Raw genomic sequence first — 12,577 nt, 5'->3', positions numbered from 1 at the left:
CGCCTTCCGTGCCGGGAACGCCCGTCCGCCGGACGGGCGCCCGCTGTCCCTTGCGCTGTATACCGCCCTGGTAACGATCGATCAACCGACAGCGTCCCCACCCTGAACGGCCGGAACCCCGATCAGGACCGTCGGACCGGTGCCGGGGCCGGTAGGGCAGGCGAAGGTTCACGCCCGGTGGAAGACGTCGAGCGGGCCGTAGGCGGTCGGCTTGCTGCCGGCCAGCTCCGGGTGGCTGCCCACGCGGTCCCGGAGGATGCCGACGGTGTCGGGCCACACGGTGAAGTGCCCTCCGTCGCCGACGAGGATGCGGTCCCAGTCCTGGGAGGCCGAAACGCCGGCTCGGTCGATGACGAACCCGCGACAGTCGGCCGCATCCTGATCGAGCGTGCGCACCAGTGCCGCGACCGCCTCCTCGCGGTCGGACACGGGGACGTCGGTGAGGCGCAGCGTGATGCTCTGCGTCGTCTCGTCCGTGCGTCGCACGATGCCGGTCAGGGACTGGTCGTAGCCCTTCCAGCAGGTGAATTCGGCCTTCGCGTATCGATCGTCGGCCAAGGCGGCGGCCAGGGCTGCGCCGTCACCCGTCAGCGGCTCACGGTTTCCGACCGGCGTCTCACAGACCCCGAAGAGAGCACGGGTCAGCGGATGTACGGCGGAGAGCCCGGCGTTCTCCAGATGTGTGAGGAGCTGACGGGCACGCGCGCTGTCCAGCTTCGGCACGTACCAGGTGAAGAAGCCCGCAGTCTTGGACGGGGCCGCAGCGGGGGCGTGGTCCGGGAACTCCTCCTGGAAAATGTGCCTGGCCTGTTCGTCGGGCACGACAGGCACCGTGTAGTTGTTGGTGCGGATGTGGTCCAGGAACTCCTGCGGCAGTGCAGCGTGGTGACGACGTACGTAGTGCGTGAGATCGACGGGCCAGAGCCAGGTGCCGTCTGTCATCAGGGATCCGGAGCCGGCGATCCACTCCTCGCCCGTGAGGACGTCGCGCTCGGCGCCCATCGTGGTGTAGATCTCCAGGGCCGATCCCAGGTAGGCGAGGATACGGTCCTCGTCCCAGGGCCCACTGTCCTGTACGGCATCTCGCAGCGACGGCGAACCGTCTGCCGTGGTGGCCCGGCCGCCGATCTCCCGATAGAAGCCCGCTCGCTTGATCATTTCCACTCCTGTGAGCCTGCCCTAGTGGGCCATGGGCAGGTAGGTGCGCCAGTAGCCATTGTTGCCGATGGTGGGGGTCTGGTTGAGGCCGAGCTGGGGGGACGTTCCCACCTTGCTCGTGGGTGCCGTCACGGGCACGCCGAGCTCGTTGGCGACGGACTGCGCGAGGGGCAGCTCGGGCGGTCTCGCGTCGGCGCCGGAGTAGCAGGAGATGAGGCGCACCGGTTCACCGTGGTAGTGGGGATTGCTGCGGATCGCGTCCGCGATGTGGTTGGGGTGCACTTCGAAGTCCGTCAGGGTCTTCCCCGCGGCGTTGATGCGGCCGGGGACGAAAACCCCCTCGTCCGTGCCGTGGACGACCACGTCGTGTACGCCGGGGACACGGGCGACCCGTTGCAGGTTGCTCAGGGTGCGTTCGTCGTAGCCCACCGTGGTGGTGGTCTTGCCGAAGTAGACCGGGTCGCCCGAGACCAACGCGTAGTCGCCGGCCCGCGCCGGTGCGGCGGGAATCTTCGAGTCGGGGGACTGGATCAGCTTCCACACACGGGACTTGCCCATCTCGTCGAGGGCCGCGCCGTTCAGCCGGAAGCCGTTGAACAGGCTCTCCACTCCGCCGTTCTCGGCGACGATTCGGGCTGTGCTCCCACCTGCTCCGAAGGCACCGCCGAACTCCATGCCGTAGCGGGCCGCGTCGCTCACCTCGTCGAGGCTGAGGCCCTTGCTCTCGCCGGTGGCCATGGCGACGGGCTGGGTGACGGCGAGGTCGACGGTGATCGACTCAAGTCCACCGATGGCGGCCGTGGCCAGGGTGGTGCCGGCGATGGTGGCGATCTCGGTGGACACGGTCACGCCGAGCGTGGCGGACAGCTCCAGGATCGAGGCGGTGGCGGCTGCCGCGGCGCCTTCGGAGATGCCGAGCGTGAAGACCGCGAGGGCTGTGCCGGCCACGATGGTGGCGCCGACGATCTCCAGCTCGTGTTCCAGATGCTTGACGGCCTTGTGGACGACGTCGGCGTACTGGTCGAGCGCCTTGGCCATGTCGCGGGCGCCATCGGTCATGTCCTGGAACCAGCCGTCACCGTCGTGGTAGTAGCGGCGCCAGAACGGGTCGTCGAAGGCGGATATCGCCTCGCCTTTGTTGTGCTCGATGATGCCGCGCGCCGACCTGTTCGCGGCGGCCGTCACGGCGGGCCGCCCGGCTCCAGGCCGAGGAGGCGGACCACCCAGCGCGGGTAGGCGTCGCTCCCACCGCAGCGGAACTGGCTGTCCAGCGGGACGACATGGCAGGGGATGTCCCGCTTCGCCGCTGCCGCCTCGATCTCGGCAACGGTGCCCATCTCGCCGGGGCGGACGACCTGGTGCTCGTCGAGGAAGAAGACCGGCACATGGGCGACGTCGATGAGTTCATCGATCTGTGCCCTGCCGGTACGGTACTCGGCACGCGTGTAGCGGTTGGCCGAGGTCTCCCGAATGCGATGTGCCTCGTCGCAGATCAGGGCACCCAGGCTGTTCTTCTCGGCGGTCATGAAGCTGTTGAAGTACTTGAACAGATCCTGGACTTCGCGCTTGCGCGCTCCGGCGACCTTCTCATCGTCTTGGTGAACGACTGCGAGCCGGTGGCGTGCAGTGCCGGAACCCCGCGCCGGTAGAGCTCGCCGAGCAGTCGGAGAGCGATCACGCTCTTCCCCGTGCCGGGGCCGCCCGTGACGATGACGACTTCCTTGCGATCGGCGTGCTTCGCCTTCTCCACGGCGTTGAGCACCATGCGATAGGCGACCTGCTGCTCGTCGAGGAGGACGAACTGTGCGCGCTCGCGCACGTCTTCAGCGGCCACGGACATGAGCTGTTTCGACGGCACGGTGGCGCCCGCGTCGAGTTCGTCGGCCGCCCGGGCTCCTGGGAGCTTGTCGCTCAGCCTGGTACGAAGGTGGTCGAGGAAGGCGCCCCGGCGTTCCGCGGTGAAGAGCAGTCCGTGACCGTCACGCTCGATCTCCCGCAGCCCGGTCACGCCGAACTCGGTGGCGTTGTGCAGAAACGCCACTCCGGCCACTCGGTGCCTGTGCTCGGCCACCGCGCCGTTGAAGTTGACGAGGTACTCGCAGTAGCGGCGCACCTGCTCCACGGGGTTGAGGACCGGCTGGGCATAGGCGTCGACATGGCACAGGGTCGGGTCGTCGTCGTGGGGCAGCGCCTGGCTCCACTGCTTCAGCTCCACCACGACGTAGGACGGCTCTCCCGTGACCGGGTGCACTCCGGCGAGGACGACGTCGGCGCGCTTGCTGTTCAGCGGGAGCGCGTACTCCAGCATGACCTCCACATCGCCCAGGCCGGCGTCGTTGAGCGCGGCGGCCAGGACAGGAATGCTGCGCTCCCAGGAACGCACCTCAGAGGGGCCGGGCCGATAGCCGTGCATGTGAACGAACGTGTCGGTGAGGTGCAGGAACAGCGAACCGATTTCTGAGCGGTCTCGGTGGTCACTCGGCCGAGTCCGGTGAGGACGGGGGCGGTCTCCTTGGCGTCCTCGGGCCGGCGGATGAGGTCGCCGTATGCCAGCAGGGCCTTGTCTCCTTGGCGTTCTGACACTCGAGCGCGACCACGACCTGTGCGGGTCCGTCGTAGCGGATGACGCCGGGCCAGCCGCTGCCGAGCGGTGCCGCCTGGCCCTCGACGCCGTTGGCGTTCCGGCCGAGCGGGGCGAGCGGGGCGAGCGTCGCAAGGGTGGCCGACTGGTTGCTCCAGCGGAGCCGGATCGTCAGGGCGCCGCCGTGCCGGCCGGTGTCGAACCTGTTGATCAGGCAGGAGGCAAGGTAGTCCGGGTCATCGGCCCTGGCCCGCTGGTGTGACGAGTTGAGGGCCGCATCGAGTCCCCCCTGAGCCAACGAACCGCATCTTCTCTGTGCCTGCCGAGCCGGATGGTGGTCGACCTCGATGTGGTGGCGGACATCGGCCACGGCGACCTGGTGCTGCGACCGGGAAGGTTCGTCGGGAAGCTCCCGGCCAGGCGGGGGGCTCGGTCCGGAGCCTGCCCCGAAGGGGCGGCAGACGAGTCGAGCTGTACGCCGGGGAGAACGACCACGACGCTCACACCTGCGTAAACATGCAGGACGGCCCACTCGACGGCTGTGTCGGCGGCTCCTTGCTCTTCCACCCTGCTCCACGCCTGGGATGTCTGTCAGAAGGGAACGAACTCAGCCTTCTGCGATGCGCTCAGCGACGTGTCATTGCTCTTGAACGTCGGCCGCGACGATGGCGCCATCGCGAACGGTGTACGTGCCGGCGAACAACAGATGCGTTCCGTCCGTCTGCAACGCGTCGAGCCGCATGGTCACGGTGTCCCCGGAGACGGACTCGATGGTGACCTTGTCGGAGACGGTGTCGGAGAAGCCCTTGACGAAGGAATCGTAGGACCCGCCCAGGTTCTTCCCTCCAAGGTCCCATGCGCGCGCGTAGTCCCCGGCATTGATGGCGGCGAAGTAGTCCTCGACGACCTGCTGGGCAGGAGTGGCGACGGCGGTGGTCCGAGAGGCTGATGTCGATGCGGGGCTGGACTGCGTCGGTGGCGGGGGCTCGGCGGGCTTGCTGGGAGGACTCTGCGTAGCCGTCCGGGTGACAGTGGACTGCGAAGTGACCGTGCTCTGCGAGGTAGCGGGTGCGGACTGCGGGGTGTCTCGGGAGTCGATGGTCATCACCACAGCTGCGGCGCTGCCACCCACCAGTGCCACTGCCAGCGCCCCTCCGGCGATCAGCAGCGACTTGCGCCGCCTGGGCCGACCGTCGCCCGCTCCACCCGGATGGGCATGGGGGCCGGCGGGGGGCACCGGTACGGTCGGCGGGGTGGTCGCCCGATGCTCCTCGTTTGCCGCCGAGCCGAGTTCGGCTCGGTTGCCCCTCCCGTGTGACGGCACCGGTGCGGGCGGTGTCGTCTGGGTCGGTCCCCGGGTGAGGCGCTCCTTGTCGGCGCTGTCCGTCGGTGGCGCCACCTCCGTGGGCGGGTGCTCCGCCGCTTCGGGCGCGGGAGCGCTCACCGGCAGCCCAGCCGCCACATCGCCCAGCATCCGCTGAGCCTGCTCAGCCGTCGCCCGCTCGTTCGGGTCCTTACGAAGCAGGGCTTCTATGACAGGGGCGAGCGGGCCCGCGTGCCGGGGTTCCGGCAGTTCCTCGGCGACCACCGCATGCAAGGTGCTCATCGTCGTGGTGCGGCGGAACGGTGACTGCCCCTCCACCGCGGCGTACAGCGTCACGCCGAGGGACCACAGATCGGACTCCGGGCCCGGCCGGTGGCCCATCGCGCGCTCTGGGGCGAGGTAGTCCGGCGAACCGATGACGTCGCCGGTGCGGGTCAGACCGCTTGAGCCCCCCATGACAGCGATGCCGAAATCGGTGAGGACCACCCGTCCGCCGCGTTCAAGCAGCACATTGGCGGGTTTGACGTCCCGGTGCAGGACCCCCAGCTGGTGCGCTCGGGCCAGCGCCGACAGCAACTGTGTTCCTAGTCGGGCGGCGTCTCGTGGCAGCAGTGTCCCCTCCGTGGCGATGACGTCGGCGAGTGACTGGCCGTCGACCAGCTCCATCACGATCCACGGTCGACCGTCCTCTTCCAGCACATCGAACACGGTGACGACCCCCGGGTGTTTGACCCGCGCCGCGGCCCGTGCCTCCTGCTCCATGCGGGCGTTCAAGACCTCAAGCTCTTCGCGCGGCAGGCCGCTGACCGTCAACTCCTTCACCGCCACCTCACGGCCCAGCACCTGGTCCCGTGCCCGCCACACGGTGCCCATCCCGCCGTGGCCGAGCTGATCGAGGAGGAGATAGCGGCTGGCCAGCAGCCGCTCTTCATCGCCACTCATGGCACTCCCGAGACGTGATCGGGCAGGCGTGGGTACCGTGCGGAAAGGGAATGTTTCACCATGGTTCCTCACTTCCGCGCCGTCATGCGGCCGAGGACCTCCCCTTCCATGCTGTGCCGACTGCTCGGTGTTGTCGCGCCGAACCCCGTGGCGACCCGGTCCCGGGCGCGGTAGCCACCGGCTGGGCAACCGGGTCCGTCGCCCTCCCGAGGAACGGGGAAGAGGCCCCGGGCACAGACGCCTCACCCCACCTCGAAGTTTCCGGCATGTGGAACCTTCCACGACGTGCCCACGTGCCCGTTGGGGCCGGCGTCGCGGGTAGGGCATTTCCCGGGCGGCGGGCCCGCCGGATGCAGAGCCCCAAGCTGCACAAGGCCACAGTCCATCCCGGACGAATCGTCACCGGACATCGGCCCACGTCGACCGGCTGGACGAAGGCGAGTCAATTGCGTTCCGACCTCCGGTAAACGCTCACGGGGCAAATTCCGTGCCGCACAGGGCTACTTGGGGTTCGGCCGAAGCAGCATGGACGCCCAGGTCGCATAGCCGGCTGCGTCACCGCGGTACTGCGCGATATCGACAGTGAGGGTGCACGAGCAACAGGCCCGGCTCCTCCCCGGGCGCTGGCAATGGCCAGCCCATCTCTCCAACCATGAATGACCTCATCCCGTCGTACGAGACCCGGCCACCCAGGTCAACGCCAGCGCGGTGCTTGCGCTCCTCCTGCGCGACGAAGCGGCGGCGGGCGCTGCGGCTCGGTATGGCCAGCAGCTCGAAGAGCCTGAACAGATGGAGGGACAGCTTCAGACAGACGTCCTGCCGGACGCCTCCCCTGACCGACCCCCCACTGGGTGCGCTGTCCTCGTCAAACTCAGGCCCCGCAATGCCGTGGCCACTCTCACGGCTACGCACTCGGCCGTGAGACCCGGTTCGAACCAGTGCGGAACGAGGTCTGCCCAAGCCCTCAGCCGGGCGATAAGAGGCCATGACCAACATGTTCGCTGATCATGGGCCCAGAGCGGCAGACGAGTCGGGCTGTACGCCGGGTTCTGTTCCCCGGGTCCTCGCGGAGACCGGGGTGACGGCCATCCATCTAGGGCCGGCGTTGCCGCCGGCCTCGTGCGGTCTACCCGCGGACTCGGGCGGGCAGCCCTCGAACGTCCGCGCAGGGACACCCTCCTTGCGGAGAGGCGGCCCCTCTTGACCTTGCTCCGGGTGGGGTTTACCGAGCTGCCCAGGTCGCCCTGGGCACTGGTGGTCTCTTACACCACCGTTTCACCCTTACCGAGGACCGAGATCCCCGGCGGTCTGCTTTCTGTGGCACTGTCCCGCGGGTCACCCCGGGTGGCCGTTAGCCACCACCCTGCCCTGTGGAGCCCGGACGTTCCTCGGGAAGTCCCCTAGGGGGACTCCACGCGGCCGTCCGCCCGGCTCGTCTGCCGTGCCGACCATGGTACCCGGCGGGAGGTGCCGCGCGGACCCGCGGCCGTGGCCAGGACCGAGCCCGCCAGGATCAGCGCGAACGCGACGGCGATCGACGCCGTCAGGTCCTCGCCGAGGAAGAGGGCGCCCGCGGCCACCGCCACCGCGGGGTTGACATACGTGATCACCGTGGCCCGGGTGGGCCCCGCCTCCTTGATCAGCTCCAGGAAGGCGACGAACGCCACCGCCGTGCAGATCACACCGAGGCCGGCCAGCGCGGCCAGCACGGACACCGAGGGGGTGTGGGCCGGCCAGGTGGCCGCCGCGGCGGGGGCGTAGACCAGGGCGGCCAGCGCCAGGCAGGGGGCCGTGAGGTGCAGGGACGGCACGTCCCTCAGGTGACGTGCGGCGATCAGCGGAGCCGTGGCGTAGCCCAGGACCGTCAGCATGACCTCGCCGAGGGAGCGGGCGTCGCCGCCGGTCAGGTGCGGGATCGTGAGGACCGCGACGCCGGCGAGACCCAGGGCCAGGCCGGCCGCCCGGCGTGCGCCCAGGTGTTCGGTGGCGCCGAAGAAGCGGGCCAGGACGACTCCGACGATGGGGACTCCCGCGATCAGCAGGCCCGCCGTCGAGCTGGACAGGTGGCGTTCGGCGTCGGTCAGGGTGAACCAGGGGCCGATGATCTCGATGCACGCGAAGGCCAGCATGGGGCGCCAGTACGCGCGCAGGGTCCGCGGCAGGCCGCCCTGCCTGAGTGCGAAGGGGAGGAGCAGCACGGCGCCGATCGCGCAGCGGACGAACACCACCGTCGACGGGGACACCGCGTCCACCGCCACCTTGATCATCAGATAGGGGATGCCCCAGATCACTCCCATCAGGGAGAACAGGAACCAGCCACGTGCAGTCATGCGGTGAGTTTCGGCCACCCGTTCAGCGGCCGTCTTGAACGCTGTTGCGGTACGCCGCCGGGGTCACCCCGAGCACCCGCCTGAACCACCGGGTCAGATGGGCCTGGTCGGCGAACCCCACGAGGCCCGCCACCTCGGCCGGGCGCAGCCCGGTCTCCAGCAGGGCGCGGGCGCGGGTGACCCGGTGCTGGGCGAGCCAGGCGTACGGGGGTATGCCGACCGTCGTCCGGAAGGCGCGCAGGAGCTGGTAGCGGGAGAGGCCGAGTTCGGCGGCGAGGCCGGCCAGGGAGGGCGGGGCGGTGAGGTCGTCGGCGAGGCGGTCGCGGATCTGCCGGGCGATGCGGTCGGCGCCCGCGACGGTGTCGCCCGCCGGGCGGGCGGTGGAGTGTCGGCGGGCGAGGGCCGTGAGCAGCCAGGGCAGGCGGGACTCCGCCTCCAGCGGGTCGGGACAGCGCGCGATGTCGGCGTGCGCGGCGAGGAGGGCCGCGGCCAGCTCGGGATCGTCGAGGACGGCTTCGCGGAAGTGCGGCAGCTCGCCGAGGACGCCGTCCCCGACGAGGCCCGGCGCCGCGTACAGGGCGCGGTAGGCGTAGCCGTCGGTGGGCGTGGCGGGGCCACCGGTGTGCATCTCGCCCGGTGACAGGACGACGATGGAGCCGGGACCCGCGTGCAGGCGCCCACCGCGATAGGCGATCACCTCCGAGCCGCCGACGCAGACGCCGACGGTGTACTCGTCGTGAGCGTGCGGGGCGTAGACGTGCCGGTCGAAGCGGGCGGTCAGCAGGTCGAGCGGAGGCCCGCAGCGCCCCAGGCGGGCCCTGGTCCATCGGGCCTGCTCGCGTCCGGCCGGCGTCTGCTCGCCCCCGTCGCTCGGCGCCGGTCTGCCTTCGTTCATCGCCGCGCACCCCCTTCTCAGGGGTGCAACGTCTTCTCCTCCCGCTTCCATACCGCGTCGCCGCACCGCGTCGAAGGCGGCGGTGTCCGGCGAGACCGTGCGGTTCCGCGCATTCGGCGCCGGAGCTCTCGTGGTGGTACTCGGGCGGCGGTGGGTGCGAGAGGACGCGGGCGGGGCCGGCAGGGCGGGCGGGCCCTGCGGGCGGTGGGCGTGGGATGCCGGGTCCGCGGGAGGTGACCACTGCCGGAGGCGGAGGACGTGACCACGGCCGGGGTGGGAGGACGTGCCCCGTAGTCTTCTCGGAGCGCTACCGAAGGAGATCCCGTGCTCGTCCTGCTCCCGCCCTCCGAAGGCAAGGCCTCCGCCGACCGCGGCGCACCGCTGGACCTCGGCTCGCTGTCGCTGCCGGGGCTGCACGACGCGCGCCAGACGGTGCTGGCCGAACTGGTCGAGCTGTGCTCGGCGGACGAGGGCAAAGCACGTGAGGTGCTGGGGCTGAGCGAGGGCCTGCGCGGTGAGGTCGCCAAGAACGCCGGGCTGCGGACGGCCGGGGCGCGTCCCGCCGGGGAGATCTACACCGGCGTGCTCTACGACGCCCTCGGGCTGGCCTCGCTGGATCCGGCCGCACAGCGGCGCGCCGCCGGGTCGCTGCTGGTCTTCTCGGGGCTGTGGGGTGCCGTCCGGGTCACGGACCGCATCCCCTCCTACCGGTGCTCGATGGGCGTGAAACTGCCCGGGCTCGGCGCGCTGGCGGGGCACTGGCGGGCGCCGATGGCCGGGGTGCTGCCCGAGGCGGCCGGGGGCGGGCTGGTGCTGGACCTGCGTTCGTCGGCGTACGCGGCGGCCTGGCGGCCGAAGGGCGAGGTCGCGGGGCGGACGGCGAGCGTGCGGGTGCTGCACGCGCCGACCCGGAAGGTGGTCAGCCACTTCAACAAGGCGACGAAGGGGCGGATCGTGCGCAGCCTGCTGACCGACGGGGCCGTGCCGCAGGGGCCCTCCGAGCTGGTGACGGCGCTGCGCGACCTCGGGTACGCGGTGGAGACGCAGCCACCGGGCCGGGCGGGGAGGCCGTGGTCGCTGGACGTGCTCGTGGAGGAGATCCACTGAGCCCATGGCAGGGCCGGGCACGAGCGTTGCAGCATGCGCAACATCCTTTGCGCAGCCTGCACGCCGTCGGCAGGATGACGCCATGCCCGCGCCTCCGCCCGCCGCCCGGCCCACCCCGGCGCCCTCTTCCGTGCTGGACCTCGCCCCCGTGGTGCCCGTCGTCGTCCTCCGGGACGCCGGTGACGCCGTTCCACTGGCGCGGGCGCTGGTCGCCGGGGGGCTTCCGGCGATCGAGGTGGCGTTGCGGACGCCGCCCGCGACGGCGGCGATCCGGGCCGTCGCCGAAGCGGTGCCGGGCGCCGTGGTCGGCGCCGGCACGGTCCTCACCCCGGGGCAGGTGGCCGACTCGGTCGCGGCCGGGGCCCGCTTCCTGGTCAGCCCGGGCTGGACGGACGTCCTGCTGGAGGCGATGCGGGTGTCCGGGGTGCCGTTCCTGCCGGGGGTGTCGACGGCGTCGGAGGTCGTGGCGCTGCTGGAACGCGGGGTGCGGGAGATGAAGTTCTTCCCGGCGCACGCGGCGGGCGGCACAGCGTATCTGCGCTCGCTGGCCGGTCCGCTGCCGCAGGCCCGGTTCTGCCCGACCGGCGGCATCACCGCCGCCTCCGCCCCGGACTATCTGGCGCTGCCCAACGTCGGCTGCGTGGGCGGCAGTTGGATGGTTCCCGCCGACGCGGTGGCCGGGCGGGACTGGGCCCGGGTGGAGCGGCTGGCCCGGGAGGCAGCCGGGCTCAGCGCAGGTGGGCGGTGTCGTTGAGCAGCCGGACGCTGGCGTTGCCGTCGGCGTAGTAGGCCACCGCGGACAGCGAGGCCGCCGACAGCTCCATGCGGAACAGGGACTCGGGGGGCGCGCCGAGGGCGAGCCGCACCAGGGTCTTGATCGGGGTGACGTGGGTGACCAGCAGCACGGTGCGCCCGGCGTACGCGGCGACGAGCCGGTCGCGGGCGGCGGCGACGCGCGTGGCGGTCGCGGCGAAGCTCTCGCCGCCGCCGGTGGGTGCGGCGTCCGCCGAGGCAAGCCAGGCGTTCAGGTCCTCGGGGTGGCGCTCGCGCACCTCCGCGAACGTCAGCCCCTCCCAGGCGCCGAAGTCCGTCTCCCGCAGCCCGTCGTCGACCACCGTCTCCAGGCCGAGGCGGGCGGCGACGATCCCGGCGGTCTCCCGGGTGCGGGCCAGCGGGGAGGTGACGATGTGCTCGATCGTGCCGCGCCGGGCGAGTGCCGCGGCGACCCGATCGGCCTGCTCCCGGCCCACGTCGGACAGGGAGGGGTCGGTGCCGCCGCTGCCGGAGAACCGCTTCTGGGGGGTCAGCGGGGTCTCGCCGTGCCGGAGCAGGACGAACGTGGCGGGGGCGCCGAGGTCGGGGGCCGCGCTCCAGCCGCGCGGGGAGGTGTCGGGGACCGGGGCGGCCTCGGCAGTGGCGGGCGCGCCGGACGACGAGGCACCGGACGACGGGGCAGGGACCGTCGTGCCCTCGGCCGGCAGGAGAGCGGGAGTCGTCTCGGCGGGAGTCGTGCCCGTGACGGTCGTGTCCGTGGCGGCCGTGTCCGTGGCCGTCTCGCCCGGCGCCGTCTCCCCCGGGGCCGCCGCCCGGGCGGCGTCCGCGAGACCCGCGCCCGCAGCGACGGACCGTGCGGCACGCAGGTCGGCCTGCGCCGTGCCGCCGGGGCCCTCCGGCTGCGCGGCCCGGCCCGTCCGCCCCTGCGCCAGGGCGGCTCGTGCACGCGCCGCGCCGGCCGCCGCGTCGCCGGGCGGGGCGGTCGGCTCGGAGGGCCGGTCGGCCGGCGCGGCCAGGGCCGCACGGGATGTGGAGGGGTCCCACTGCTCCCCGCGCCGGCCCGCGTCCATGGCCTCGTTGGCGAGTCGGTCGGCGTGCTTGTTCTGCTCCCGCGGGATCCACTCGTAGTCGACCCGGCCGGGCGGGAAGACCCGCGCCGCCTCCGCCGCGAGCGGCTTCATGTCGGGGTGCTTGATCCTCCAGCGGCCCGACATCTGCTCGACGACGAGCTTGGAGTCCATCCGGACGTGCACCGAGGCCTCCGGATCCAGGCTGTACGCGGCGCGCAGCCCGGCGACCAGCCCGCGGTACTCGGCGACGTTGTTGGTGGCGACGCCGATGTACTCGGCGTGCTCGACCAGGGTCTCCCCCGTCGCCGCGTCCCGGACCACGGAGCCGTGGCCCGCGGGCCCCGGGTTGCCCCGCGAGCCGCCGTCGGCCTCGACGATGAACTCCCGCACCGCGTG

Annotated in this window: 8 protein-coding genes, 1 other RNA gene and 2 pseudogenes; 2 read left to right on the top strand and 9 right to left on the bottom strand. The window is 71.7% G+C overall.

The window, feature by feature from the left end; all coding sequences use genetic code 11:
* Positions 1 to 168: 168 nt before the first annotated feature.
* The 8 genes and pseudogenes from JS756_RS12245 to JS756_RS12205 form a co-directional block, all read right to left on the bottom strand.
* Positions 169 to 1,158 (bottom strand): hypothetical protein, encoded by a 990-nt coding sequence (locus tag JS756_RS12245; protein WP_205383072.1) that lies wholly within the window; start codon positions 1,156 to 1,158, stop codon positions 169 to 171.
* A gap of 21 nt (positions 1,159 to 1,179) precedes the next feature.
* A complete protein-coding gene (locus JS756_RS36715) occupies positions 1,180 to 2,343 on the bottom strand; it encodes a DUF8616 domain-containing protein (RefSeq protein WP_240203620.1) in 1,164 nt (387 codons plus the stop codon).
* 2 nt (positions 2,344 to 2,345) lie between these two features.
* Positions 2,346 to 3,613 (bottom strand): annotated as a pseudogene (locus JS756_RS12235) (DNA/RNA helicase domain-containing protein); the annotation flags it as partial.
* 19 nt (positions 3,614 to 3,632) lie between these two features.
* Positions 3,633 to 4,037 (bottom strand): hypothetical protein, encoded by a 405-nt coding sequence (locus JS756_RS12230; RefSeq protein WP_205383152.1) that lies wholly within the window; start codon positions 4,035 to 4,037, stop codon positions 3,633 to 3,635.
* A 339-nt stretch (positions 4,038 to 4,376) separates the two neighbouring features.
* Positions 4,377 to 6,005 carry a serine/threonine-protein kinase gene (locus tag JS756_RS12225; protein WP_205383071.1) on the bottom strand — a complete coding sequence of 543 codons (1,629 nt, stop codon included), beginning with the start codon at positions 6,003 to 6,005 and terminating at the stop codon, positions 4,377 to 4,379.
* A gap of 1,022 nt (positions 6,006 to 7,027) precedes the next feature.
* Positions 7,028 to 7,440: RNase P RNA component class A (rnpB, locus tag JS756_RS12220), an RNA gene on the bottom strand.
* Between the two features lie 115 nt (positions 7,441 to 7,555).
* Positions 7,556 to 8,272 (bottom strand): annotated as a pseudogene (locus JS756_RS38045) (DMT family transporter); the annotation flags it as partial.
* 85 nt (positions 8,273 to 8,357) lie between these two features.
* Positions 8,358 to 9,230 carry a helix-turn-helix domain-containing protein gene (locus tag JS756_RS12205; RefSeq protein ID WP_205383070.1) on the bottom strand — a complete coding sequence of 291 codons (873 nt, stop codon included), beginning with the start codon at positions 9,228 to 9,230 and terminating at the stop codon, positions 8,358 to 8,360.
* A gap of 324 nt (positions 9,231 to 9,554) precedes the next feature.
* Between JS756_RS12205 and yaaA the strand changes: the two genes are divergently transcribed.
* Positions 9,555 to 10,337 (top strand): peroxide stress protein YaaA, encoded by a 783-nt coding sequence (yaaA, locus tag JS756_RS12200; protein WP_205383069.1) that lies wholly within the window; start codon positions 9,555 to 9,557, stop codon positions 10,335 to 10,337.
* An 82-nt stretch (positions 10,338 to 10,419) separates the two neighbouring features.
* The gene (eda, locus tag JS756_RS12195) at positions 10,420 to 11,091 is read left to right on the top strand and encodes a bifunctional 4-hydroxy-2-oxoglutarate aldolase/2-dehydro-3-deoxy-phosphogluconate aldolase (RefSeq protein WP_205383068.1); all 672 of its coding nucleotides are present in this window, start codon (positions 10,420 to 10,422) and stop codon (positions 11,089 to 11,091) included.
* Here eda and JS756_RS12190 read toward each other — a convergent pair.
* On the bottom strand, positions 11,066 to 12,571 hold the full coding sequence (locus tag JS756_RS12190) for a bifunctional RNase H/acid phosphatase (RefSeq protein ID WP_205383067.1): 1,506 nt from the start codon (positions 12,569 to 12,571) through the stop codon (positions 11,066 to 11,068). The genes eda and JS756_RS12190 overlap by 26 nt on opposite strands.
* Positions 12,572 to 12,577 lie beyond the last annotated feature (6 nt).

The sequence above is a fragment of the Streptomyces actuosus genome, from assembly GCF_016921115.1.
Lineage (GTDB): Bacteria > Actinomycetota > Actinomycetes > Streptomycetales > Streptomycetaceae > Streptomyces > Streptomyces actuosus_A.
The sequence above is the reverse complement of the archived record's forward strand: the minus strand, read 5'-3'. Positions and strand labels throughout refer to the sequence as shown.

What these genes read in the sequence shown, in the direction of transcription:
- JS756_RS12245 (WP_205383072.1), bottom strand. Translation starts at nt 1,158, where the DNA reads ATGATCAAGCGAGCGGGCTTCTATCGGGAGATCGGCGGCCGGGCCACC.
- JS756_RS12225 (WP_205383071.1), bottom strand. Translation starts at nt 6,005, where the DNA reads ATGAGTGGCGATGAAGAGCGGCTGCTGGCCAGCCGCTATCTCCTCCTC.
- JS756_RS12205 (WP_205383070.1), bottom strand. Translation starts at nt 9,230, where the DNA reads ATGAACGAAGGCAGACCGGCGCCGAGCGACGGGGGCGAGCAGACGCCG.
- eda (WP_205383068.1), top strand. Translation starts at nt 10,420, where the DNA reads ATGCCCGCGCCTCCGCCCGCCGCCCGGCCCACCCCGGCGCCCTCTTCC.